This is a genomic window from Rugamonas aquatica, assembly GCF_009380215.1.
GTDB classification, from domain to species: Bacteria; Pseudomonadota; Gammaproteobacteria; order Burkholderiales; family Burkholderiaceae_D; genus Rugamonas; species Rugamonas aquatica_B.
Window position 1 is genome coordinate 136,272 of sequence record NZ_WHUG01000007.1, and the last position, 24,806, is coordinate 161,077.

At 65.1% G+C, this 24,806-nt stretch carries 22 protein-coding genes; 9 read left to right on the forward strand and 13 right to left on the reverse strand.

Translation table 11 applies throughout. The features are described from left to right. Positions 1-56: 56 nt before the first annotated feature. On the reverse strand, positions 57-1,250 hold the full coding sequence (locus GEV02_RS18410) for a citrate synthase family protein (protein WP_152839345.1): 1,194 nt from the start codon (positions 1,248-1,250) through the stop codon (positions 57-59). A 70-nt stretch (positions 1,251-1,320) separates the two neighbouring features. Between GEV02_RS18410 and GEV02_RS18415 the strand changes: the two genes are divergently transcribed. Genes GEV02_RS18415 through GEV02_RS18430 form a run of 4 tightly spaced genes read left to right on the forward strand, consistent with a single transcriptional unit; the run spans position 1,321 to position 4,420 of the window. Further along, a complete protein-coding gene (locus GEV02_RS18415) occupies positions 1,321-2,517 on the forward strand; it encodes an MFS transporter (RefSeq protein ID WP_152839346.1) in 1,197 nt (398 codons plus the stop codon). Beyond that, positions 2,514-3,032, forward strand: a complete 519-nt coding sequence (locus tag GEV02_RS18420) for a GNAT family N-acetyltransferase (RefSeq protein ID WP_152839347.1) — start codon at positions 2,514-2,516, stop codon at positions 3,030-3,032. Before GEV02_RS18415 ends, GEV02_RS18420 begins: the two co-directional genes overlap by 4 nt. Positions 3,033-3,084: 52 nt before the next feature. Then, a complete protein-coding gene (locus GEV02_RS18425; RefSeq protein ID WP_152839348.1) occupies positions 3,085-3,864 on the forward strand; it encodes a substrate-binding periplasmic protein in 780 nt (259 codons plus the stop codon). Between the two features lies 1 nt (position 3,865). After that, the gene (locus tag GEV02_RS18430) at positions 3,866-4,420 is read left to right on the forward strand and encodes a hypothetical protein (protein WP_152839349.1); all 555 of its coding nucleotides are present in this window, start codon (positions 3,866-3,868) and stop codon (positions 4,418-4,420) included. Here GEV02_RS18430 and GEV02_RS18435 read toward each other — a convergent pair. Beyond that, positions 4,358-4,948, reverse strand: a complete 591-nt coding sequence (locus tag GEV02_RS18435; protein WP_152839350.1) for a PEP-CTERM sorting domain-containing protein — start codon at positions 4,946-4,948, stop codon at positions 4,358-4,360. The two genes, GEV02_RS18430 and GEV02_RS18435, sit on opposite strands and share 63 nt — an antisense overlap. A gap of 15 nt (positions 4,949-4,963) precedes the next feature. Then, positions 4,964-7,657 (reverse strand): hypothetical protein, encoded by a 2,694-nt coding sequence (locus tag GEV02_RS18440; protein ID WP_152839351.1) that lies wholly within the window; start codon positions 7,655-7,657, stop codon positions 4,964-4,966. 235 nt (positions 7,658-7,892) lie between these two features. Here GEV02_RS18440 and GEV02_RS18445 point away from each other — a divergent pair, with 235 nt between their 5' ends. Further along, positions 7,893-8,657 (forward strand): substrate-binding periplasmic protein, encoded by a 765-nt coding sequence (locus GEV02_RS18445; RefSeq protein ID WP_152839352.1) that lies wholly within the window; start codon positions 7,893-7,895, stop codon positions 8,655-8,657. Beyond that, positions 8,648-9,415, forward strand: coding sequence for a substrate-binding periplasmic protein (locus GEV02_RS18450; RefSeq protein ID WP_152839353.1), 768 nt, complete (start codon positions 8,648-8,650; stop codon positions 9,413-9,415). Before GEV02_RS18445 ends, GEV02_RS18450 begins: the two co-directional genes overlap by 10 nt. Before the next feature lie 5 nt (positions 9,416-9,420). Here the strand turns inward: GEV02_RS18450 and GEV02_RS18455 are convergent, their stop codons facing one another. Next, a complete protein-coding gene (locus GEV02_RS18455) occupies positions 9,421-10,266 on the reverse strand; it encodes a PhzF family phenazine biosynthesis protein (protein WP_152839354.1) in 846 nt (281 codons plus the stop codon). 96 nt (positions 10,267-10,362) lie between these two features. On the opposite strand from GEV02_RS18455, the gene GEV02_RS18460 reads away from it, so the two are divergent. Further along, positions 10,363-12,474 (forward strand): alpha/beta hydrolase family protein, encoded by a 2,112-nt coding sequence (locus GEV02_RS18460; protein WP_152839355.1) that lies wholly within the window; start codon positions 10,363-10,365, stop codon positions 12,472-12,474. A 75-nt stretch (positions 12,475-12,549) separates the two neighbouring features. Here GEV02_RS18460 and GEV02_RS18465 read toward each other — a convergent pair whose 3' ends face one another. Beyond that, positions 12,550-13,662, reverse strand: a complete 1,113-nt coding sequence (locus tag GEV02_RS18465; RefSeq protein WP_152839356.1) for a trypsin-like serine protease — start codon at positions 13,660-13,662, stop codon at positions 12,550-12,552. Positions 13,663-14,010: 348 nt separating this feature from the next. On the opposite strand from GEV02_RS18465, the gene GEV02_RS18470 reads away from it, so the two are divergent. Then, positions 14,011-14,403, forward strand: a complete 393-nt coding sequence (locus GEV02_RS18470; RefSeq protein WP_152839357.1) for an MAPEG family protein — start codon at positions 14,011-14,013, stop codon at positions 14,401-14,403. A 10-nt stretch (positions 14,404-14,413) separates the two neighbouring features. Here GEV02_RS18470 and GEV02_RS18475 read toward each other — a convergent pair whose 3' ends face one another. The 6 genes from GEV02_RS18475 to GEV02_RS18500 all read right to left on the reverse strand — a co-directional run bounded on the left by GEV02_RS18475 (position 14,414) and on the right by GEV02_RS18500 (position 20,532). Then, entirely contained in the window at positions 14,414-15,718 is a 1,305-nt protein-coding gene (locus tag GEV02_RS18475; RefSeq protein WP_152839358.1) for an MFS transporter, read from the reverse strand. A gap of 133 nt (positions 15,719-15,851) precedes the next feature. Beyond that, positions 15,852-16,565 (reverse strand): BON domain-containing protein, encoded by a 714-nt coding sequence (locus GEV02_RS18480; protein ID WP_152839359.1) that lies wholly within the window; start codon positions 16,563-16,565, stop codon positions 15,852-15,854. 99 nt (positions 16,566-16,664) lie between these two features. After that, positions 16,665-17,354 carry a hypothetical protein gene (locus tag GEV02_RS18485; RefSeq protein ID WP_174999168.1) on the reverse strand — a complete coding sequence of 230 codons (690 nt, stop codon included), beginning with the start codon at positions 17,352-17,354 and terminating at the stop codon, positions 16,665-16,667. Positions 17,355-17,559: 205 nt separating this feature from the next. Then, positions 17,560-19,260, reverse strand: coding sequence for a dipeptidyl-peptidase 3 family protein (locus GEV02_RS18490; protein WP_152839361.1), 1,701 nt, complete (start codon positions 19,258-19,260; stop codon positions 17,560-17,562). A gap of 64 nt (positions 19,261-19,324) precedes the next feature. After that, the gene (locus GEV02_RS18495) at positions 19,325-19,924 is read right to left on the reverse strand and encodes a short chain dehydrogenase (RefSeq protein WP_152839362.1); all 600 of its coding nucleotides are present in this window, start codon (positions 19,922-19,924) and stop codon (positions 19,325-19,327) included. Further along, positions 19,921-20,532, reverse strand: coding sequence for a short chain dehydrogenase (locus tag GEV02_RS18500; RefSeq protein ID WP_152839363.1), 612 nt, complete (start codon positions 20,530-20,532; stop codon positions 19,921-19,923). Before GEV02_RS18500 ends, GEV02_RS18495 begins: the two co-directional genes overlap by 4 nt. Positions 20,533-20,633: 101 nt before the next feature. Between GEV02_RS18500 and GEV02_RS18505 the strand changes: the two genes are divergently transcribed. Next, positions 20,634-21,563: a LysR family transcriptional regulator gene (locus GEV02_RS18505; RefSeq protein ID WP_152839364.1), complete on the forward strand. Its 930-nt coding sequence runs from the start codon at positions 20,634-20,636 to the stop codon at positions 21,561-21,563. Between the two features lie 11 nt (positions 21,564-21,574). On the opposite strand, the gene GEV02_RS18510 is transcribed toward GEV02_RS18505, so the two are convergent. Next, positions 21,575-23,059, reverse strand: coding sequence for an efflux transporter outer membrane subunit (locus tag GEV02_RS18510; protein WP_152839365.1), 1,485 nt, complete (start codon positions 23,057-23,059; stop codon positions 21,575-21,577). Between the two features lie 119 nt (positions 23,060-23,178). Continuing rightward, positions 23,179-24,801: a DHA2 family efflux MFS transporter permease subunit gene (locus GEV02_RS18515; RefSeq protein ID WP_152839366.1), complete on the reverse strand. Its 1,623-nt coding sequence runs from the start codon at positions 24,799-24,801 to the stop codon at positions 23,179-23,181. Positions 24,802-24,806 lie beyond the last annotated feature (5 nt).

Here is a 24,806-nt window from a genome sequence, read left to right on the forward strand (position 1 = left end):
ATTGTTTAGGAAACAAGTGAGGCGGGCTTGCTACAGTCCCCTATGAAGGGGTATTTTTATGTGGCCGGATAGTTGCCGATGTAGCGCGCGCGGGGCCGTATCAGGCCGCCGTCGGCGATCTGCTCGGCCGCGTGGGCGATCCAGCCGGCCGAACGCGCCAGTGCGAACAGGATTTCTCCGGCGGCTGGAGGCCAATTGCAAACGATGCTCATGGCGGCCAGCGCCAGGTCGGCGTTGGGTGGCATGCCGAGGTGGGCGGAGGCCTGCTCACCCAGCGCCAGCACGGCGCGGGCTTGCGGCCAGGGCGACATCGCGTTCAGCAGATAGGCGGCGCGTGGGTCGCCTTGCGGGTAGAGCGGATGCGAGTAGCCTGCGAGGCTGGCGTCGCGGCCATCGAAGTAAGCGGCGATGCTGCGTTCGGGGTTGTCCGACGTCAGAGCAGTTTCCAGCATGGTGCGCGCGAGTGTGCTGCCGCCGCCGTGCTGTGCGCCGGACAAGGCGGCCAGGCCGGCGCTCAATGCAGCGGCCAGGCTCGCGCCGGTTGAGGCGACGCAGCGCACGGTGAAGGTGGATGCGTTTAATTCGTGGTCGGCCAGCAGGACCAGCGCGGCGCGTATCCATTCGGCCTGCGCTGCGTTGGCGTGCCAGGATTGCGCGATTTGCACATGCAGCGGTTCGGCGGAGGGCGCGCGGTTTAGCAGCGTTGCGGCCAGCAGGCGCATCAGGCCGGCGCCGGTGACGAAGCGGCCGTGGGCATCGTCCGGCTGCGCGGGCAGCGATCGCGCATGCACGGGCAGCGCGCACATCGCGGCTTCCAATGGCGACAGGGGGGACGCGTTGACGCCGAACGTTGCGCGCAACACGTCGGCGTTGGCGGCAGCGTCGGCGGCGAAGTAGTCGGTGCCGCCATCGTCCCACAGCAAACACGCCACCTGCTCCAGCGTGGCGCGGGCGGCCAGCGTCAGCACATCGTGGCCGCGATAGTGCAAGCGGCCGTCGGCGATGCGCGAGATGCGCGTCTCCAGCACTGGCGTGCCCCAGTTCATCGCGGCGGCCACTTGATGGCCGCCACGTTTGCCGTCGGCCTTGCGCGCGGCGAGCCGCAGCACTTCATCGCGAGGATAGCGCTTGCGTCGCCCGGCCTGCGCAACGCCGGGCGTCAACAGGCCGCGACTGACATACGAGTACAAAGTGGCGAGGCTGACACCGAGGATGCGCGCGGCCTCGGTTGCGGACAGGTCTTGGTTCATACGCCTATTGTAATGTCGATTGCCGGAATCAAGATTGACCCTCGCTGCAGCGCGCTTTTAGACTTCAGCCATGCCGCCCAAACCACACGCCGTTTCAATCTTCCAGCCGTTGAGCCACGCGCGCTTTCGCCAACTGTGGCTGGCCAATATGCTGTCCAACCTGGGCAGCCGCATGCAAGCCTTCGCGGCGGCCTGGCAGATCGCCACGCTGTCGCACTCGCCGCAGTTGACGGCGCTGGTGCAGACCGCGACCTGGGCGCCGATGCTGCTGTTCGCCCTGCCCGCCGGCGCGCTGGCCGATACGCTGCATCGCCCCACCCTGCTCTTTCGCAGCAACGCCGTGATGGCGCTGGCCGCCGTCGCGATGGCGCTGCTGGCCTTCGGTGGCCGGCAGCCGGTGTCCGCCTTGCTGCTGCTGACCTTTGTCATGGGCGCCGGCATGGCGTTCACGATGCCGGCGTGGCAGGCGTCGATGTCGGCGCTGGTGCCGCCGCAGGAGATCGAAGCGGCGGCCACCTTGAATAACATGAGCTACAACCTGGCGGCGCTGGCCGGGCCAGCGCTGGGCGGTATGCTGTTTCAGCTGACCGGTGCGGGAGCGCTGTACTTGTTGAACGCCTTGTCCTTCAGCGCGCTGCTGTGGATCTACCGGCAAGCGCGCACATCGCCAGCGCCACGCATGGCCGACCGCCACAGCATGGGCAGCGCGCTGCGCATCAGTTGGGCGTCGGCCCGCTATCGTTCGCTGCTGTTGCATGCGATGGCGATATTCTTCGTCTCGGCCGCCTTTGCCGCATTGCTGCCGCTGCTGCATCACGATGCCGGCACCTACGGCGCGCTGATGGGCGCACTGGGCGCAGGCGCGGTACTGGCGGCCTTCGTGTTGCCGCTCGCGCGCCGCCACGCAGTCAAGCGCGTGGTGCTGGCCGGCGGCCTGGGCATCCATGGCGGCATGCTGATGACGATAGGCCTGGCAGCCTCGCAGCCGCTGCGCCTGGTGCTGGTGGTGATCGGCGGCGTCGCATGGTCGGCCATCGTCACCACCCTCAACGGCGCGGCGCAGCAAGCCTTTCCCGATGCGGTGCGCGCCAGGACACTGTCGGTGCACATCCTGGCGATCGCCGCCGGCCAGACCATAGGCAGCGCCGCATGGGGCTTGCTGGCCGCCCGCTGCGGCATCGTGCCGGCGCTGACGGCGGCGGGCCTGGCCACGCTGGCCTGCGCTGGCCTGGTCGCCTGTTCAAAAGATTTTCTGGAGACGGTATGAACGACATCATCATCAAGACGCTGCAAACACAGGACGCGGCGCCGCTGCTGCAATTCGAACTGGAGAACCGCGCCTGGTTCGAACAGTACATCGCGCCGCGCGACGAAAGCTTCTACACGCCGCACGGCGTGCAGCGCCACATCGAGCACTACCTGGACGGCTATGCCAACGGCACCTGGCATCCATGCCTGCTGCTCGACACCGGTGGCCGTGTCGTCGGACGCGCCAATCTGAAGGACATCAATCGCCACACGGCCAGCGCCGAAGCCGGCTACCGCATCGCCCGCGACGCGGCGGGCCAGGGCCTGGCCACGCGCGCGTTGCAGCACCTGATCGCACTGGCGCAAGAGCAGTGGCGCTTGCAGCAGCTGCAGGCCTACGTCACCGACAACAACCTCGCATCCGTCCGTGTCCTGAACAAATGCGCTTTCGTGCAAGGCCCCTATCAGGACGGTATGGAATGCGTAGCGGGCACGCTGTATGGAGGCCATCAATTTACCCGCACCCTGCGCTGACTGGTGTAAGCTTGTCATCAAACAGCGCACAGCGCGGCACGGAAGGGATGAGATGGCAGGACTACACAGCGGGTGGACACGGCTGCTCGGCGCGGCATGCTGCGCCTTGCTGTTGTCTGCCAGCCTGCCCGCTCATGCCATCGTGTTGCGCACCTCGGCACAAGAGGGAACGGAACCCAAGTTCATCGCCGACGGCAAGGACCGTGTAGTCGGCTTGTGCGTCGACATCCTGCGCGCCGTCGAGCAGATCGAACCGACGCTGCAATTCGTCGGCGACCAGCGCTGGAAGCCGCTGATACGCGCCTACTCGGAAATGGAAACCGGCCAGCAGGACGTGCAGTGCGCCATGCAACGCACGGCGGAACGCGAACTCAAATATCACTTTCTCGGCCCGGCGCTATACACCATCGAGTACCACTTCCTGGCGCGCGCCCACGATCCGGTGGTCGTCACCCAGTGGGACGACGTGCGCCGCCTGGCGCCCGACAACGTGGTGCTGATCAATCGCGGCTTCGCGGCGGGCACTATCCTGGCCGAGATGGGCGGCATTGAAGTCGATGCCAACTCCACCAGCCCGCAATCGAATCTGCAAAAGCTGATCGCGGGACGCGGACGCCTGTTCTTCCATCGCGGCCCCGGCCTGCAACGGCTGCTGGAGCGCACCGGCACCGCCGACAAGGTACGCATCCTGCCGCAAGTAATGTACAGCGCCAAACTGTATTTCGTCACCAGCAAGCGACTCGCCGGATTCATCAACGAGCGGCTGGAGCGCGCGCTGTTTCAGCTTGAAAAAAACGGCGAGCTGGAACGGCTGATGCGCAAGTGGGATTGACATGCATGCCGTCGCGCCTGCCGTGCTGGCCTTGCTGCTGTCCACGGCGGCGCACTCGCAGCAGGACACGCTGACAGTCCGCATGACCGCGCCGCAAGCGCAGCAGGCGTTGCTGCAAGCGGTGCAGCGCATCCCCGCGCAGCGCGAGGAACACCGGCGCTACCGCATGGCCCTGCCCTTCGGCTCCCCACTGTTCCCGCCGGACGACGACCTCGCATTGCCGCCGTCGAACCCGGCGCTGGCGGCGTGGCTGGCGCTGCCCGCAGACCGGCGCCGCCACGACGTGCTGATTGCCCCCGATGTCGATTACTACTGGAACGCCGAAGGCCGCCAGTACGCCTGCCAGTTCCTCGTGCATATGCAGGCGCTGGAAGGCGGCTGGACGCAACTGGCCTTGCTGCAAGTGCGGCCCAGCAGCTACGCGGGCAAATCCTTCAAGCTGCTGGGCCGCACCGGCCCGGGCTACTACCGGGATGTGCAGCCCGCCGCGCCCTCACTCCAGAGCGCCGCCGAACTGCGCGCCTTTCTGGCGACGGCGCTGGACCAGCCACATTAAAGACAACCCCAGCGCCAGCAAGCACAAGCTGCCCGGCACCGGCACGCCGGTCGCCGCCACCGCTACCGACAGCGGCGCCAGCAGCACATCCGACACCTGCAGGAACGTGCCGCCCGCCAGCGGATCGCCATTCCACCATTCGCCGGAGATGCTGAAGCTGCCGTTGTCGCCCATGGCCGGCAGCGCGAACGGGAAGATCTGCAAGCCATACAGCCCGGTATGCGTGGCGGCGTTGAAGGCGGCGGCCACGGTGGCGCCCGGCGCCAGCACCGGAAAGTCGAAGTAGCTGGCGTCCGGCGAGCCGATGCTGAACGAGGATGCGTTCAGCTGCGTCGGCACGAACCAGTTCAGCGTGTCGGTGTTGACCAGCTGGTAGCCCCAGCCCACCGTGTCGCCGGGATTGCCGGTGACCGCACCGGACGGCACCGCCGCGAAGGTGAACACGAACGGCGTCGCGCTGGCGACAGGCGCCCACCACAACAGCTTCAACAACAGCGCGGCCAGCGCGCAGAGATATCTGAGTTTCATGACGGTTCCTCCGGTTTATTTCGGGATGACGGATTGCGCCTGCGAGTAGGCGTAGATCACGCCGTTCAGGTCGGTCACGCTGCCGTTTTCGGCAACGCTGAAACGCTGCACCGTGGCAGGCACGTTGAAGGTCAGGCGCACGGTGAAGAAGCTGCCGACATCGACATTGGGCGTGACGAACGGCAGCGCCGGCGACAAGGCGGTGTTCAGCGTGACGGTGCCGGTTCCGGCCAGCGTGCGCAGCGCCAGCGAGGACAAGGCCATGTCGTGCGCGGTGCCGACACCGGTGTTGGTGAAGCGCACATCGACGCCGATGACGCCGGGCGCCACGGTCTCCTGGCCGACGATGGCGGCGATGAAGTCGGGCCGGCCCGGCACCTGCACCGCGCCGGTGACGAACACCGTCAGCGAGGCGCTGTTGTGCACCGTAACGACGCTGGTGCTCTGCGCCGTGACGGTGATGCTGTCGGAGCTGCCGATGCGCGCGCTGGCCGGCGGCGTCAGCGTGACCGTGACGTTGGCGCTGGCGCCGCTGGCCAGGGTCAGCACATTGGGCGAGATGCTGGCGATGTAGTGCTGGTCATCGGTGGCGCTGATGCTGAAGGTGCCGGCCGGGCCTTCGTTGCGCACCTGGTAGGTCAGCGTGGTGGTGACGCCGGGGCGCAGATCCTGGCGCGACGGCGGCACCACCGACACCGTTTGCGGCTGCACCATCACGCTCACCAGTCGCTGATACGGCAAGCCGGAACTGTCGGTGCCGGTGGCGTAGGCGACGAAGGCTTCATTGGGCACGGTCAGCGCGCCGAAGAACCGGCCGCTGTCGGTCTGGTCCGCCTCCAGCGGCAGCGGCGACAGCAGCTCGAAGTTCTTGCGGCGCAGCTGGAATTGCGGCGCGCTGTCGATGCCGGTCAGCGCGGCGATCGCATACAGCGACTGGCCGGGGCCGGGTTCGCCATCTATCGTCAGCAAGCCCTGGTGCGGCGGCTGCGCGCCGAAGCGGGCCAGCCTGAACGAGTTGAAGGCCAGGTCCGCCACGCCGTTGACGTTGACGTAGGTCTGGTCGGGCGAGCCGCTGATGGACAAGGTCCAGGCGCCGCGCGGCGGGCTGTCGATGGAGATGATGACGCCGCTCGACAGGCTCAGGAAGCGGGTCGCGTTGGCGGCGGTGACGACCACGCCGTCGGGCCGCGTCAGCGTGACCACCGGCTGCACGCCCTGCACGGTGCCGCTGACCGAGACCGTCAGGCGGCTCATGCTGCTGTCGACCGGCACCGTGTAGCTCTTGGCGGTGGAATAGGTGTCGACCAGCGACAGCACTTGCACCACGTTGTTGCGCACCACCAGGTCGGCCAGTTGCGTGACGGTGCTGGCCTCGCCGCCGAACAGGAAGAACACCTGGCCGCCGGTCTCGGCCGCCGCCTGCAGGAAGCCCGGCGTCAACGGCGAGCAACTGCCGAACAGCACCGGATAGATCTTGATGTCCTTGCTCTTGGCCAGGCTGATGACGGCGCCCGCCAGGCCGGCATCCTTGGCGGTGGCGTCGGTGTACATGAACAGGTCGCCGCCGGGATCGGCCAGCGACAGGCCGTTGTACATGCCGGTCATGGCCAGCTCGGGACAGTCGCCGCCGCCCGACGCGCCCAGGCCGCTGATGGCGCCCTTGAACAGGCCGGCGTCGTTGGTGGCGATGGTGGGGCCGGTGAACGGATCGTTGAACGGCGCCAGCACATATTGCAGCGGTTCCTCGTCGGTGCCGAGGCGGGCGTCGACGATGCTGATGGCCGAGGCGCGCACGCCGGCGATGATGCCGCCCATGCTGCCGGTGGTGTCGATGGCAAAAGCCAGCGTGGGGCCCGCGCCCAGCAGCGCCTTCAGCTGGGCCGGCGTGATCTCGGCCTTGATGTCTTCAACGAACTGCTGCGTGCCGGCGATGGCCGCCGCCGCCGCCGTGTTGTGGAAGCCGCTGTGCGGCGAGATGTCGCAGTACAGCGTGTCCTTGTTAATGCCTTCGCGGAAGTAGCCAAGGATGTCGCTGGACGGCGAGCTCTTGTCGAGCGGGCCGCCGTGGCTGCACTTGAAGGAGCCCGGCTTGACGCGGTCCTCACCGCCGTAATAGCCGCTGGTGAGCAGGCTGCCGACCAGGTTGGACGAATTGGCGCAGAACAGGCCGGTGTCGGTGAAGCCGTCGCAGGTCGGCGTGGCGGGGCCGGCGAAGGGCAGCGAGCCGGGACGGCCGACGCCGGGATGGGCGCCGCTGTTGCCCTGCTCGACCCAGTTGCTGTGCGAGTAGAAATCCTGGATGGTGTGCAGCGCGCTGCCGAGGTTGTCGCGGGCGCCGGTGGTGTTGATCGGATCGCTGCGCAAGGCGTCCAGCACGTTCTGCTTGAGCGTGGCCAGCCGCAGCTGGGCGCCGGCCGCGTTCTCGCCGTCGAAGTGCTTGGCCGAGCTGGTCTGGTCCTCGTCGACCTTGGCGTCCGCCTCGATGATCTGGTCCAGCGCCTTCTGCATCGACGCGGTCAGCTTGGGCACGCCGAAGTAGCGCTTGTCGAGCGCTTCGATGCCGCGCTGGGTGATGTCCTGGTGAGTCAGGCTGCCGGCCGACTTGGACGTGATGAAACAGACAAAGCCATTCTTGGGACAGAAGGCGTTGCCGGGGACGCTGACCGCCAGCAGCAGCGCAGCCAGCAACAAGGAGGGAGCAGTTCGCATACGATATCCTTTCCCATGCGTGGAAACACCAGTCCGCGCCAGGCGGACACGCGGCGGTGTGACGCATTTATCGTGCCGTGCTCTGCTCTCCCTTTGGAATCAGGCGATTAGCGCGCGCCGCGCCGCCGCCGGGCGTGTCGCTGTCAAGTTCGCCGACAGCGATGACTGCGATATACTTTCCAATGCTGGCCGGGGTGAATATTTAAACAACAATATTTTTCGCGCAGGGGAAGACATGCTGCCGAGGATGGTACTGCGAGGGACGATGGCCGCCGGCCTGCTGATGTGCGCACTCGCGCCGGCATCGGCCATCGTGCTGCGCATCGCCGCGCAGGAAGGCACGGAGCCCAAGTACATCGCCGACAGGCAGCAGGTGGTCGGCCTGTGCGTCGACATCCTGCGCGCCGTCGAACAGGCCGATCCCGGCTTGCGCTTCAGCGGCGACCAGCAGTGGCTGTCGCAGATCCGCAGCTATGCGGAAGTCAGCGCCGGCCACCTCGATGTGCTGTGCGGCGTCCAGCACACGCCCGAGCGCGACCGGCAATACCTGTTCCTCGAACCGCCGCTGTTTCCGATTGAGTACCGTTTGATCGTGCGCGCCGACGACCCCGTCATTATCGGCGATTGGGACGACGTGCGGCGGCTCGGCGCGCAGGGGGTTGTGCTGTCGAGCCGTAACTACGCGACCACCGCCATCCTGACGCAACTCGGCGGGCTGCAGGTCGATGCGGCGGCCACCAATCCGCTGATGAATCTACACAAGCTGGTGTCCGGGCGCGGGCGCTTTTTCCTGCACCGCTCCACCGGACTGCAAGCCTTCCTCGACCGCAATGCGCTGAACGGCAAGGTCAGGATACTGCCGGCCGTGATGTACAACAGCAAGCTTTATATGGCGCTGGGCCGGCACGTGGATGCGGCGGTGGCGGCGCGCCTGCATCGCGCACTGGATCAACTGGACAAGACCGGCGAACTGAACCGGCTGCAAAAAAAATGGGACTGAGGCCCGCAGGCGCCGCCTTCCTGCTGCTGGCCGCGCTGCTGCCGCCGGCGGCCGTCGCGCAGCCGGTGACGCTGCGGGTGGCGGCGCAGGAAGGCACGGAGCCGAAGTTCATCCCGGCCGGGCCGGACCGCATCATCGGCCTGTGCGTGGATATCTTCCGCACCATCGAGCGCATCGATCCCGGCCTGGTCTTCATCGGCGACCAGCAATGGATGCCGCTGATCCGCGCCTATCACGAGGTGGCGATCCAGCAGCACGACGCGCTGTGCGCAGTCCAGCGCACCGAGGAGCGCGAACGCAACTACGTGTTCGTCGACCCGCCGCTCTTCCCCATCCATTACATGCTGATGGTGCGCGCCGATGACGACGTGGTCATCAACAACTGGGACGATGTGCGCAAGCTGGGCAAGGACGGCATGGTGCTGGCCAACCGCGGCTACGCCACCACCGATTTCCTGATCGCCCAGGGCGGCCTGCAGATCAACGCCAGCGCCACCAGTCCGGCGATGAATGTGCAAAAACTGGTGGCCGGGCGGGCGCGCTTTTTCCTGCACCGCTCGCCGGGATTGCAAGCCTTCATCGCGCGCGCGGGCGCCACCGGCAAGATCAGGATACTGCCGCAGGTGATGTCCACCGCGCAGCTGCACATGGCGATGGGCCGGCATGTCGATCCGGCCGTGGTCGCACGCGTGCGGCGCGCGCTGGAACAGATGGAGAAAACCGGCGAGCTGGCCCGCCTGCTGAAGAAGTGGGATTAGCCGACCTAGTCGCCCAGCATGCGGGCGTTGCCGGAGACGCGGATCGAACTGCCGGGCTCATCGGAAATCTGCACCCGCAGATGGCAAGGCGCGCCCATGTCCTCGCCCTGGACGATGTCGATGGCGCCGCCATGCGGCCAGCCGAGATCGCGCAGATAGCCGCCCAGCGCCGCCGCCGCCGCGCCGGTGGCCGGGTCTTCATAGACGCCGCCGGACGCGAAGGGATTGCGCGCGTGGAAGCGCTGCGGTGTTTCCGCGTGCACCAGCGAGATCGTCGCCAGGCCGTGCTCGCGCATCAGGCTGCGGCCGTCCGCCAGTTGGTAGCGCATCGCGCTCAGCTGGGCACGGCTGGCCAGCGCCAGCACCAGGTGGTCGGCGCCGCCGTGGGCGACCGCCGGCGGGATGCGCTGGTCCAGGTCGCCCTCGCGATAGCCGAACAGCGCCAGCGCCGCCGCCACCAGCCCGGCCGGGGCCGGCGCGCTGGTGGTGGCCGGCGATTGCAGCGCCGCGCTGCCCTCATTGCCGCTGGACTGGGCTTCGACGGTGACGCGGGTGTGGTTGGTGGTCAGCGGGAAGATGCCGTCGCCGTGCTGCTGCGCCAGCACCGCGCCGAGCGCGATGGTGGCGTGGCCGCAGAACGGCACTTCGCCGTCGGGCGAAAAGTAGCGCACGCGCCAGCCGTCGCCGGCCGGTGCGGCAAACACGGTTTCCGAATAGCCCATCTCGGCGGCGATGCGCTGCATGGCAGGCTCGTCCGGCAAGGCCGCGCGTATCATCACGCCGGCCGGATTGCCGCCCTGTCCGCCTGCGGTGAAGGCCGCTACTTTGTGGATTTTGGTAATAGTCTGCATCGATCGCTACTCCATGGGATAGGGTGGAAACTTGATTGACAGCAATGGGAGATTTGGTCACTATCGTCGCTTCACCGACTTTCGAGCGACCCCGTCATGACTATACCGCGACTTTCCATTTTTGCCATATTGATTTCGGCCGGCCTGGCCGGCGGCGCCATTGCCGCCGATGCGCCGGCCGCAAGACACGCGATCACGCACGAAGATGTGTGGCTGATGAAACGGGTCGGCGCCCCGCTGCCCAGCCCGGACGGCAAGTGGGCGGTGTTCTCCGTCACCGATCCGGCCTACGACAGCAAGGAGCAATGGTCGGACCTGTGGATCAAGTCGCTGACCGACGATACGCCGGCGCGCCGCCTGACCTTCAGCAAGGGCGGCGAGAGCGGCGCCAACTGGTCGCCGGACGGCAAGCAGCTGGTGTTCGTCGCCAAGCGCGACGGCGACGACGCGGCCCAGCTGTACCGCATCGACGTGGCGGCCGGCGGCGAGGCGCAGCGCCTGACCACGCTGACGCTGGGCGCGCGCCAGCCCAAGTTCAGCCCGGACGGCAGGCAGCTGCTGTTCGTCAGCGACATCTACCCCGGCAACGCCAGCGAGGACGACGTCAAGAAAAGCGCCAAGGAACGCAAGGACCGCAAGTACACGGCGCGCGCCTACGAGACCTTCCCGCCGCGCTTCTTCGACAAGTGGCTCGACGATAAGAAAGTGCGCCTGTTCGTGATGGACGCCGACGCCGGCGCCAGGCCGCGCGACCTGCTGGCCGGCAGCAAGCTGGCGGCGCTGCCGGGCTTCGGCGGCGGCCAGGGCGACGAGGGCCAGTCACTGGACGCGATCTGGTCGCAGGATGGCAAGGCGGTGGTGTTCTCGGCCTCGACCAACCGCGACGAGGCGGCGCGCGCGGCCGGCTACACGCAGATCTTCAGCGTGGCAACGGCCGGCGGCGAGCCGCAGCAGCTGACCCAGGACAAGCACAGCTACCACGGCCTGAAATTCAGCGCCGACGGCAAGACGCTGTTCACGCTGACCGAGGCCGAGGAAGAAGGCAAGGTCTACGACGTGACGCGCCTCGCCAGCTTCGGCTGGCCGCTGAGCAATCCGACGCCGAAAGTGTTGACGGCCACGCTGGACCGCTCGATCTCGCGCTTCGTGCTGCCAAGCGGCAGCGGCCGCATCGTGTTCAGCTACGAGCACGCCGGCCTGGAGCAGCTGCATTCGATCAACTACGCGGGCGGCGACCTGCGCGACGAGGCGTCGCTGCCGACCGGCAGCATCGGTTCGCTGGCGGCCGGCGGCAAGGCCATGGTGGGCGTGTGGGAATCGTCCATCAACCCGCCCGAGGTGTACGCCTTCGGCAATGGCGCGCCTAAGCGCCTGACCTCGTTCAACACCGAGCGCGCGGCCGGCATCGACTGGCAGGCGCCGGAACACTTCTGGTTCAAGGCCAGCGACGGCCGCATGATCCACAACATGATCGTCAAGCCGGCCAATTTCGATCCGGCTAAAAAATATCCGCTGTTCGCGGTGATCCACGGCGGCGCGGCCAATATGTGGCGCGACCAGTTCGTGATCCGCTGGAACTACCACCTGCTGGCGCAGCCAGGCTATGTAGTGCTGCTGACCGACTACAAGGGTTCGACCGGCTACGGCGAGGAATTCGCGCGCGCCATCCAGGGCGATCCGCTCAAGGGCCCGGGCGACGAGGTCAACGAGGCGGTCGATGAAGCGATCAAGAAGTACGGCTATGTCGACGGCAGCCGCCTGGCGGCCGGCGGCGCCAGCTACGGCGGCCACCTGGCCAACTGGCTGCAGGCGACCACCACGCGCTACAAGGCCTTCGTGTCGCACGCGGGCGAGATGGATCTGGTGATGCAGTGGGGCAGCAGCGACAGCATCCACGGCCGCGAAGTCAACAGCGGCGGCCCGGTGTGGGGCGACAAGGCCGTGTGGCGCGAGCAGAGCCCGGTGATGCAGGCGGGGAACCATGCCAAGGGCACGGGCTTCACCACGCCCATCCTGATCTCGGTGGGCGAGCTCGACTACCGCGTGCCGGCCAACAACGCGCTGATGAACTACGCGACCCAGCATCGCCTGAACGTGCCGGCCAAGCTGCTGGTGTTCCCGGACGAGAACCACTGGATCTTAAAGGGCGACAACAGCCGCTACTTCTACAGCGAAGTGCACGGCTGGCTGGCCAAGTATCTGAAGTAAGCTCAGGCGACTGAGCCGCCCAAGAAAAAACCCCCGTGGCCCAAAAGGCGACGGGGGTTTTTTATGCCGGAAGAATTACTTCTGCTTGCGGCGGCGGGCTACGCCAACCAGTGCCAGACCGGCGATCATCATCGCGTAGGTTTCTGGTTCTGGTACGGCCGTCACCGAGTTGATCCAACCGATGTGCGAGAAAGTCGCGGTGGAGCCGGACAGGTCGCCGTAGCTGGAACCGTTCTGCGACGCATTATCGCAACCGGTCAGGCCGCCGATCAGGCTGCAAGCGCTAGTACCTTGCCAGCCCCACGAGTGCACGCCCGACAGCAGCCATTCGGTGCCGTTCCAGACGAAGTCGCCGCCGCCCGAATCGCCGCCGGCGATCAGACCTTCATTCGCGCCCAGCCCCTTACCACTGTTCCACTTATTACCGGTGATATCGGCGATGCGGCCCAGGGTGTTGTTGTTGGCTTGGCCGCTGTCGAAATCGCTCATGTAGGTGGTGCCAGCCGCGTAATCCGCAGGATTGTAGCCCCAGCTTGGATCTTTGTCGCCTACCGCTTTATTGAACGTGTTGCTGTCGACGTCGAAGGTGTTGTAAGCGTAGTGGCCGTAGTTACCATCGTTCCAATTGGTCGCCGCATTGGTCGTGGCTTTCTGGGTGGTGCCGTAGCCAGCCATCAGGTAATCCTTGCCGACGTCGTTGGTCGTGCTCAGGTTGTAGCCCTTGATGGTGGTGACGGCGGTGTCCAGTTTCAGGATCGCGATGTCGGCGCCGGTGTCCAGCGTGCCGGTCCAGGCCTTGTTGACGAAGGCATTGCCGACCGAAACGTTGCGGGTCACAGCGGCGGTACCGCCCTGCCAGCCGAATTGCACCTTCATCGTGCTGAAGTCATCGGCGCAGTGAGCAGCGGTCAGCACATATTGGCCACCGGCCAGCAGCGAACCCGAGCAAGCCCAGCTACCGGCCGAATTGGTGAAGCTCAGACGTGCCACGCCGTCCAGCGCGCCAGCCACGCCGTTGAAGCTCTGGCCGATGGTGAAGCGCCAGTTGCTCACCGCCGAAGTGTTGCCGGTCAGCGGCTCCAGCGGGGCCATGGTAGCGACCTGGCCATTCGATGCCTGAGCTACGCCAGCGGCCAACAGGGCTGCGGTCACGGCGGCCAGTTTCAATTGTTTGGTATTGAAGATCATAAAAACTATCCTTACTTTTTAGGTTTCTTGTGGAAAGATATATATCGCCCTGATAGCAACCAACAGCCCTCATCACCGAAGTGCATCCCAGATGGCTGTGGTCTAAAAGTCAATATATCATTGTTTTTTTATGAATCATTCTTGTTGTAAAAATATTTATTTTTGACCCACTTTATTGATATTTGTTACAGATTGTGACAGTAATTGCAGAGTTCGCTTTGATGCAGTTGAAACTTAATTCACAACTATTTACCCTGGTTAACATTTTTGCGCTCAAATCAATAGTAGAGTACCAACAAGGATTTCCTGATATCAATCCTTGAATATCCAAACCAATAAGGGGACCGTATGACGATTGCAAACTGGTGTGTTTTGGCGGCATGCATGCTGCCGACCGCGACGGTAGGACTGGCGAAGCTGGCCTCAGCCAAGCTGGCGCGCGGCGCCGGACGCTACGACAACAAGCAGCCGCGCGAGTGGGCGGCCGGGCTGACGGGCTGGCAGGCGCGCGCCAACGCCGCGCAGATGAATGGATTCGAGATACTGCCGCTGTTCATCGCCGCAGTCGTGCTGGCGCAGCAGGCCCACGGCGACCAGGGCCGCATCGACACGCTGGCGCTGGGCTTTATCGGCTTGCGGCTGGTCTACATCGCGCTGTACCTGGCGAATGTCGACACGCTGCGCACGCTGGTGTGGCTGGCCGGCGTCGGCGTCAGCATCGCGCTGCTGGCGATGGGCTGACGCCCTCCCCTCACGCGGCCTTGGCCGGCGCGACGGCCGCAACGGCCACCGCCGGCTTGCGTATCATCAGGATGACGACGGCGGCCAGCAGGCAGGCGGCGCCGGCGGCGAACAGCGCCGGGTTGTAGGTCAGCATCAAGGTACGCACGCGGCCGGCGCCGTACGCGGCCACGGCCGCGCCCAGCTGGTGGCCGGCAAACACCCAGCCGAACACCATGCCCGCCTTCTCCTTGCCGAAGGTGGCGCCGGCCAGCCGCACCGTCGGCGGCACGGTGGCGATCCAGTCCAGGCCGTAGAACATGGCGAACAGCGACAGGCCGTACAGCGTGAATTCCGAATATGGCAGCCAGAACAGCGACAAGCCGCGCAAGCCGTAGTACATGAACAGCAGCTTGCGGTTGTCGTAGCGGTCCGACAGCCAGCCGGAGGCAATGGTGCCGACCAGGTCGAACGCGCCCATCATCGCCAGCACCGAGGCTGCCGGCACCGCCGACAGGCCGGAATCGCCGCACAGCGAAATGAAGTGGGTCTGGATCAGGCCGTTGGTGCTGAGGCCGCAGATGAAGAAGGTACCGAACAGTATCCAGAACACGCGATTGCCGGCGACACCGGCCAGCACCTGGAACGGCGTGGCGAAGGTGATCCGCATGGCCGGCGCGATCGGCGCCACCGCAGTGCCGGGAGCGGCGCCATACGGCGTCAGGCCCAGTTCATTGGGACGGTTGCGCATCAGCAGGCACACCAGCACGGCCACCACAGCGCAGGCGATGAACACCGGCAGTACCGCCATGCGCCAACCGAAGTGCTCGATCAACCAGGCGCCGATCGGCAGGAAGATCAGCTGGCCGGTGGCCGAGGCCGCCGTCAGCACGCCCACCACCAGGCCCCGGTGGCTGTCGAACCAGCGGGTCGACACCACGGCGCTGAGCACCAGCGCCGTCATGCCGGAACCGACGCCGAGCAGCACGCCCCAGCACAGCACCAACTGCCAGAACTGCGTCATCTGCGTGGCCAGCGCCAGGCCGCCGGACACCAGCGTCAGCGCCGTCACCACCACGTTGCGCAGACCGAAGCGCTCCATCAGGATGGCGGCAAACGGCCCCATCAAACCGAACAGCACGAAGCGCACCGCCAGCGCCGACGAGATCTGTTCAACGTCCCAGCCGAACTCCTGCGACAGCGGCTGTAACAGCGCCCCCGGCAGCCCCAACGCTGCGGACGAGCTGAGACCGGTCAAGAAAGTGATGGTGACGATCACCCACGAATAATGCAGGCCGCGACGTTGCAGCCAGTTGGATAAGGGTAGGGAAAACATGCGAGTCCTCACGACGACGGTGCGCGGGACACGCACGCTTGCAACGATTTTAGATTACGATCATAATCAATGCAAGCAAAAAGAAAGGGACCGCGGGCCGGCGGTCCCTGCGGCCCGAAGGCCGCCGGGGGACTTACTTGATACGCAACGAGCTTTGCACCTTGTTCACGCCCTTGACGTTGCGGGCCACATCGACAGCCTTGTCCACCTCGGCCTGCGACGGCACGAAGCCGCTCAGCATGACGGTGCCGTTGGTGGTTTCCACATGCACGTCCAGCGATTTCAGTGCAGGCTCAGCCAGTAGTTCGGTCTTGACCTTGGTGGTGATGACGGAGTCAGCCACGGTGTCCTTGGCCATTGCGCTCTTCTGCTTGGTTTCGCAGGATGCCTTGTCGGTGCCGCTCATGGTGCTGCAATCGATGCCGGTCTGGGCCACGTCAGCCATCTGCTTGCCGGCCTTGGCGTCGTTGATGGCGGCCACGTGAGTCGACTTGGCGGTGCTCAGGCAACCATCCTTGTCGGCGCCGGTCAGCGGTGCGCACTTGGCCTTGGCCAGGTTGTAGTTAGCGTCCGCCACTTCGGTCTGGGCTTTCTGCACCGAACGTTTATCGTTCTTGTACTGCCAGGTGGCATTGGCCTCGCTGCTGGCGCGGGCGACCTTGGCCTGCTCGACGCAGACATCCTTGGAAGTACCCGATTGCCCATCGCAAGCTGCCTTGGCGCTCTTGTAGTCGATCTCGGCCTGCTTGGTCGCGGCCTTGTAGGCCACCGTGTCATTGTTCGGAGTGGTGGCGGCAAAACTTGCGCTGGCGGCGGTGGCCATGACGAAGAGGAGTAGCTTGTTCATGATGTGTCCCTTTTGTGGTGGTTGATGGACACATTAAACGCCCGACCGCGCCTCGGCTCTGTGCGGGAACGTACCAAGTAGCGGATTTGGCTTGAAGGGTCAGTCGTCCTGCAGCAGGCCCTGGCGCCACAGGCCGGCGGCCTGTTCGAACAGCGGCTGGCTGCGGTCGAAGACGGCGCCGGTGGGCGCCAGTTGCAGCCAGGCCAGCGTGCTGTGCGAGCCGGCGACCGCGGCAGGAGAAGGCTGGCGCACCTGGTGCATCCAGGCGGCCACTGCACCGTAATGCTGCGGATGGCGCTGCTGGGTCCAGGCCAGCGCGACGAGGTCGGCAAAACCCTCCTCGCGGCGGGTTTCGCGCAGCGCCTGGGCTTGCGCCTCGGCCTGCTCCGGCGATGGTTGGACGCGCTCCTCGAAGCCGGCCGGCAACACGTGCCACACGCCCTGGGCATAACGCCAGCAGTGGCCGATTTCATGGGCGACCATGGCTTCGATCATCAGCGGCTGCTGGTCGGCGGGCACGCCGGCGAGGATATCTTCAGCCTTGGGATTGCCGCGCATCGACAGCACCAGCTTGCAGCGGCCATCCTGGAAGCCCAGCGCCAGCGGCACATCGTTGGCGCGCGCCTGAGGTTGGACGGTGATATCGATAGGCAGCTTGAGCTCCTGCTTGGCGTAGCCCAGCACGGCGGAACCGGCGGTGAGCCAGCGGGTTTCCATATCGGTCAGCTGGGCGGCGGAAGCCAGGCCGGTGGACGACAGGAGCAGCAGGAATAAGGCGCGCTTGATCATGATGACCAAACTGTAGCATGCGACGGGCAAGATTTATTGCCGTGAAGCAGGTTCTACAACAGATTATTTCTACGTAGAAAAAGTTGAATCATTGAGGTTTTGAAACCTCGCTGGGGTCAAGTCTGACATTCGGACACGGTCTCTGCCGTAGCGGTCGCTACGGCAGAGACCGTGTCCGAATGTCAGACTTGACCCCAGCTGTGAATTACTTGCCCAGCAGCGTGTTGGCAGTCTTGAACTCAGGACGGATATCGTTCGGCACCGTCTTCATCTTGTCCAACGCTTTTTGCACATCGGGACGGATCACCACGTACTTGGCCATCATGTCCTTGGCGCGGGCGTAGTCGCCGGTTGCCTCGATGGTCAGGAATTCGCGGTCGAGATCGATCACCGCCTGCTTGATCTTCTTGAAGTCCACCGCGAAAGTGCCGTCGCCGTGCGAGATGAAGCCGCCCTTGTCGAGGATGTAGTTCATCTGGATCGCCATGCCGCGCGCGTGCGAATCGGTCAGGCCGAAGTGCAGCGTGCGGAAGGCCGAGGCCAGGAAGGTCGTGTACAGCTTGCGTTCAGCCGCAGCGCCCTGGCCCAGCGTGCCGGCCAGTTGGCCCTTGTCCATCATGTAGGCCAGCGCGTACAGGCCGGTGATGTCGGCCTTGGCTTCCTCGATGGTCGAATAGGCTTCCTTCAAGTCCTGGCGCGGCGTCGATTCGGCGCCATTGTTTTTGGTGATGTGCGGACCCAGGCCGTGCGTGATTTCATGCGCAAGAATGTGCGTGAAGAAGGAATCGAAATCCACATCCTTCTGGTCCACCGGCTTCAGCACCAGCTTGGAGATCGGCGTCAGCGTGGATTTGAATTTGGCCTCCTGCACATTCTTCAGCATCACGCGCTTGGAGCCGCGCTGGCTGATGATGCGCTCGTCGTTCGGCAGATTGTAGGCGGCGGTCTGCACGCCCATATTGCCGTCGCCCGCACCGTACACCTGGTTGACCACCACCATCGGCGCCAGCGCGCCCACTTTCGGGTTGCGGTACTTGGCGTCCAGCGGCAGATTGTCTTCCAGCTCCTGCATGTGCTTGGCGAAGAAGTCCAGCTTCTGCGTTTCCTTCTGGTCGCGGATGTTGACGTAGGCTTCGAACGCGGCCTTGTAGCCGAACAGCTCGTCGTTGTAGGTCTCGTAAGGGCCGATGGTGATATCAACCGGCGCATCCAGGTCCATCCAGGCGAAGTCGGAGGCCAGGTAGTCATTGCTCAGGAAAGCATCGGCGCGCAGCTCAAGGAACTTCTTCAGCGAGGCGTTGTCCGTATCGGCGGCGGCTTGCTTCAGCAGCGCAGCGGCTTTCGTCAGCTCGGGCTTGTACTCGTCCGAATATTTGACGACGCTGAACTGGCCCGCCGCATTTTTACGGATGGTGGTGAAGAACCATTGCGCCTGTTCCTTGTCCTTGGCCGGCAGCGTGTTCATCCAGCTTTCCAGCGCCTGCTTGCCCGCGCCTTCAGGATAGAAGTTGCCGGCTTCCGGCTTCTTGGCCGGGATCGCGATGCCGGCCAGTTCGGCAGGCAGGAAGCTTTGATGATCGTCCAGGATGGACCATGGACCTTTGTTGAGCCAGAAGTAGTTCAGGCGCGCCTTGCCCAGCGGTGTGGTGTCCTTTTGCAGCGCGGCCCACAGCGCTTCGTTGCCGGACCAGCGCTGGCGCAGTTGCAGCACGTCGACGATCTTGGCCGCTTCGATCAGCTTGGCGATGGCTTTCTTGTCGCCGGCCGAGAGCTTGCTGGTATCGGCCGTCAAGGCGACCGGAGCATAACGCTTGGTCATCTTGTCCAATTCGGTAACGCTGGCCGGAGCGGCGTAGACGGAAGCACAGGCGGCAGCCAGGGCCAGAGGGAGCAGTATTTTTTTCATTCGAACCTCAGGGTGGAGTGAGATCCGCATTGTAGTACACCACTCCCCTCCCGGGCGATGGCCGCTACCAGGCCCGGTAGACCCGCCCCGTTTGCGCACCATCGACACTGCTTGCGTACGACAGCGCTGCGCGGCTGCCCTTGATCGGCTCGAAGCCGGTGAACAGGCCGCCGAACAAATGCACCGACTCCTGCAGCACCGTCGGACTGACGGCATTGATGCGCAAGCCACGCGGCAGTTCAATCGCCGCCGCCCGCACAAAGCCTTCCACTGCCGCATTGGCCGTCGAAGCTGCAACCGCGCCACGTATCGGATGTTCGGTATCGACCCCGCTGGTCAGCGTGATCGAGCCGCCGTCGTTGAGGAACTCCTGCGCCACCAGCGCCACGTTGACCTGCCCCATCAACTTGCCGCGCAAGCCGACATGGAAATGCTCGGGCGTCAGCTCGGCAAACGGCCCCACATGCAGCGCGCCCGCAGCCACCACCACCGCATCGACGCGGCCGACCTTGGCAAACAACGCCCGTACCTGCGCGATGTCTTCGATATCGACCTGATGCTGCCCGCCGCGCGCACCAACAACGACGACCTCATGCCGCTGCCCCAGTTGCTCCACCACGGCGCCGCCGATGGTGCCGGTGCCGCCGATCACGATCACCTTCATACCGAACCGCCCCAGGCGCGATATACCTGCCCGGTCTGTGCGCCATCGACGCTGCGTGCATACGCCAGCGCTGCGCGGCGGGCCGGAACCGGCTCGAAACCGATGAAGAACGGGCCATAGCTGCCCATCGATTCTTCCAATACGGTCGGGCTGACGGCGTTGATGCGCAAGCCGCGCGGCAGTTCGATTGCCGCCGCACGGGCGAAACCTTCGACTGCGGAATTGACCATGGTGGCGCTGACGCCGTTGCGGATCGGCTCATCGGCCACGATGCCGCTGGTGAGCGTGATCGAGCCGCCGTCGTTCAGGTATTCCTGCGCGACCAGCGCCACATTCACCTGGCCCATCAACTTGCTGTTCAAGCCCACGTAGAACTGCTCCGGCGTAAAGCCAGCCAGCGGTGCGAAATGCAGCGAGCCCGCTGCCACAACCACCGCGTCCACGCGGCCGATCTGGGCGAACAAGGCGCGCACCTGCGCGATGTCGGCGATGTCGGCCTGATACTGGCCGCTGGTCGCGCCGACGGTGACGATCTCATGCCGCTGCCCCAGTTGCTCTACCACTGCCTTGCCGACCGCGCCTGCTGCGCCAATGACGACTACTTTCATGATGTTCTCCTCAGTGAGTGAAAACACCAGTATCGGCCACAACGCCAAAGGAATAAATGAGCTAAAATGAATATCATTACTAACTCAGGATTAGCAATCAAATGGACAAGCTGCGCAGCATGGAGATCTTTGTGGCCGTCGTCGACGCCGGCAACTTCACGGCCGCCGCCAGCGCCTTCCAGCTGTCGCCGGTGATGATCGGCAAACACATCGCCCACCTGGAAGCCACGCTCGGCGCGCGCCTGCTGACGCGCACCACCCGCCGCCAGAGCCTGACGGAGATCGGCGCCCAGTACGTCGAACAATGCCGCGCCATCCTGGCGCAGATCGCCGCCGCCGAAACCGGCGCCGAGGCGATGCGCAGCGTGCCGCGCGGACGGCTGCGCATCACCGCGCCGGTCTCCTTCGGCAGCGAATGGCTGACGCCCGCGATCAGCGACTACCTGCGCCTGCATCCGGAAGTGAGCGTGGACCTGAGCCTCAACGACCGCATGGTCGACATGGTGGAGGAAGGCTACGACGCCGCCGTGCGCATCGGCGCGCTGGACGATTCCGCCATGATCGCGCGGCCGCTGTTCAACTACGCGATGGCGATCTGCGCCTCACCGGCTTATCTGAAAAAACACGGCACGCCGAAAACGCCGGACGACCTGGCGCATCACGAGTGTCTGGACTTCATGGTGGGGGCGGTGGGTGTGCGCTGGCGTTTGCAATCGGTGCACGAGGTGCACCATGGACGCGGCAAGCACGTGCTGCCGGCCAGCCGCTTCCGCACCAACAGCGGGCAGGCGCTGCGCGTGGCCGCGCTCAAGGATTTCGGGATCGTGATGCAGGCGGAGGTGCTGCTGGCGCAGGACATCGCCGCAGGAAGGCTGGTGCCGGTGCTGTGCGACTATCTGCCGCCGGCGCGGCCTATGAACCTGGTCTATTCGCGCGACCGCAGGGCCACGCCCAAGCTGACCACGTTCATCGACTTCATCGTGGAACGCTTCGGACCAGCGGCAGCACTGCCGCTGGCCTCTTCCGCGTAAGAGCTACTAATTTACTGCTGCGCCAACGGCTTGATCGCGCCATTCTGCGCCACCGCCGCCAGTTGCGCCGACGGCTGCCAGCCCGCGCCCAACGCACGCGCCACCGACACCGCAGCCAGCAGACGCTGCGTGTTGATCTGCACCGCAGCACGGTCGGCCGCCAGCGAACTACGCTGCGCATCGGTCACGTCCAGATAAGTCGACACACCACGCTCGTAACGCGCACGCGCCACCAGGTAGCCGCGTGCGGCCGCCACTTGCGAGACCGACTGCGCCTCGCCTTGCAGCTGGCGTTCCTGCACGTCGGACAGCGCATCTTCCACTTCGCGCAGCGCCGTCAGCAGCTTGCTCTCGTGGTTGGCGATCGCCTCTTCATAACGCGCCTTGGAGATAGCCAGGTTGGCCTTGTTGCGGCCACCGTCGAAGATCGGCAGCGACAGCGCCAGAGGACCGACGCTGAACTGGCGCGAACCGCCCTTGCCCAGTTCGCGCAGGCTTTCCGACGCGTAGCCGAAATTGCTGGTCAACGTCAGCGAAGGATAGAAGGCACCTTCAGCCACGCCGATCTGCGCGTTGGCCGAACGCAGGTTGGCGACGCTGCCCGCCAGGTCCGGACGCTGCGCCAGCAAGCTGGCTGGCAGGCCGACCGGAATCGCAGGCGGCTGCGGCAGCACGGCGGCATTGGCCTTCGGCGCCGTCAGCAGCGCCGACGGCGAAGCGCCGGTCAGCGTCGCCAGGCTGTGCTCCAGCAGATTGCGCTGACGCTGCACTTCATGCAGGTCCGCCTGGGCGTTGGCGCGCTCGATGCGGGCACGCGACACGTCCAGCTCATTCGACAGGCCGGCGTTGAAGCGCGCCGTCACCAGTTCTTCGGTTTCGCGGCGGGTGTCGAGCGCGCCGTTCAGGATCGCCATCTCGGCGTCCAGGCCGCGCAGTTGCCAGTAGGTGGTCGCCACTTGCGACGACAACAGCAGCAGCACGCCATCGCGGTCGGCTTCGGCCACCAGCGCCTGCGCGTCGGAAGCTTCGACCAGGCGGCGCACGCGGCCCAGCAGATCGACTTCATACGACAGCGATGCGCCCACCGTGTAGTTGTTACCCTTGATCGAACGGCCGCCCAGCGCCAGACCTTGCGAGGTCTCGGCCGAGGTACGCGAGTTCGACACCGAGGTGCTGACGCTCAGCGACGGCTGCTGGCTGGCGCGCGATACGCCGGCCTGCTCCAGCGCCACCACCAGCCGCTGTGCGGCGGCCTTGATGCTTGGGTTGTCGCGCAACGCGGTTTGTTCCAGGCGGTTCAGGGTGTCGTCGTTGAACACGGTCCACCATTGCGCCGGCAGATGTGCCGCGTTGGCGCCGGCTTGCGGCTGGTGGCGGAACGAAGCGTCGGCGACGTTTTTCGGTGCGGAGAAATCGCTGCCGACGGTGGCGCAACCCGTCACGGCCAGCGTTACGGAAACAGCGAGCGTCAGGCGCTTCAAAGCTGAATTCAACATGGTGTTACCTCACAGTTTAAATTATTCACTCCGTCGTTCCCGCGAAAGCGGGAACCCATACGCAGCATCCCAGCTGGCGTTCTATGGATTCCCGCCTGCGCGGGAATGACGGTTTGCGCTTAATGCGCGCCGCCGCCACCGCCAGCCGAAGGGGCTTTGACTTTGTCCGAGAACCACAGCACGCCGATGCAGCCGAACAGCACCGCCGCGACCAGGAAGAAGCCGTCGTTGTAGGCCATCACATATGCCTCGCGCCGCACGATGCCGTCGATCGCCTTGAGCGCCATGTCCGAAGCGCTGGTGGCGTCGAAGCCCTTGCTCATGAACGACTGCGTCAATGCCGCCAGACGTTCCTGCGTAGCGGCCGCAAAGCCGGTGACGGATTCGCCGATGCGCTGCGAATGGAAATGCTCACGCGACGTCAGCGCGGTAGCCAGCAGCGCGATACCGATCGAACCGCCCAGGTTACGGGTCATGTTAATCAGGCTCGAAGCCGAAGGCATGTCTTTCGGCGAGATGCCGTTCATCGCGAAGTTCGACAAGGTCAGCATCACGAACGGCTGGCCCAGCGCCCGCACCACTTGCGACAGCAGCAGTTGGTCATAGCCGGTGGTGGCGTCCATATAGGCGTTCATCAGGCAGGAGCCGCCGAACAGCAGCAGGCCGAAGCTGCACAGGATGCGGTTGTCCACCTTGGACGACAGCTTGGCCACGAACGGCATGATGAACAGCTGCGGCAAACCGGCCCACATGATGACTTCACCGATCTGCATCGGCGAGTAGCCGGCGATCTGGCCCAGGTACAGCGGCAGCAGGAACGACGAGCCATACAAGCCCATACCCATCGCCATCGACAGCGCGGTGGCCGCGAAGAAGTTGCGCTGGCCGTACAGCGCCAGGTTGACGAAGGGCTGCTTGCGCATCGCCCCCGTCACCGCCCAGCCCAGCAGGCCAACGATGGCCATCGCCGCGAAGGTGATGATGAACGAGGAATCGAACCAGTCCTTGCTGTTGCCCTCTTCCAGGAAGATGGTCAGGCTGCCCAGGCCCATGGCCATGAGGCCGATGCCCAGCCAGTCGGCATTGAGCAGCAGGCTGGGTTGAGCCTTCTCCTTGTCCAGGCCCAGCGCGATGCCGCCGATCAGCAGCAAGCCCGGTACCCAGTTGATGTAGAAGATCGAAGGCCAGCCATACAGCTCGCTCAGATAGCCGCCGAAGGTTGGGCCCATCGAAGGCGCCAGCGTGGCGGTCAGGCCGAAGATGGCCATGCCGGTGGCGCGCTTCGATGGTGGCAGCTTGGCCATCACCAGCGTCATCGCCATCGGGATCAGCGCGCCGCCGGTGAAGCCCTGCAGCATGCGGAACACGATCATGCTCGGCAGGTTCCATGCGAAGCCGCACAGCGTGGAGAAGCACAGGAACAGCGCGGTGGTGCCCATCATGTAGGCACGCATGCCGAACACGCGGGTCAACAGCCCGGTCATCGGAATGACGATGATCTCGGCCACCAGGTAGGCGGTGGCGATCCACGAGCCCTCTTCCTGCGTGGCGGACAGCGTGCCGAGGATGTCCTTCAGCGACGAGTTGGTGATCTGGATGTCGAGCACCGCCATGAAGGCGCCCAGCATGCCGGCGGCCACCGCCATCCAGGTGCGGCCGGAGACCTTCTCGCTCGGCATGATGGGCGCGAGCGCAGGAGTCCCCACGCCGCCGGCCGGCGTATCGATTGTGGTGCTAGCCATGACGG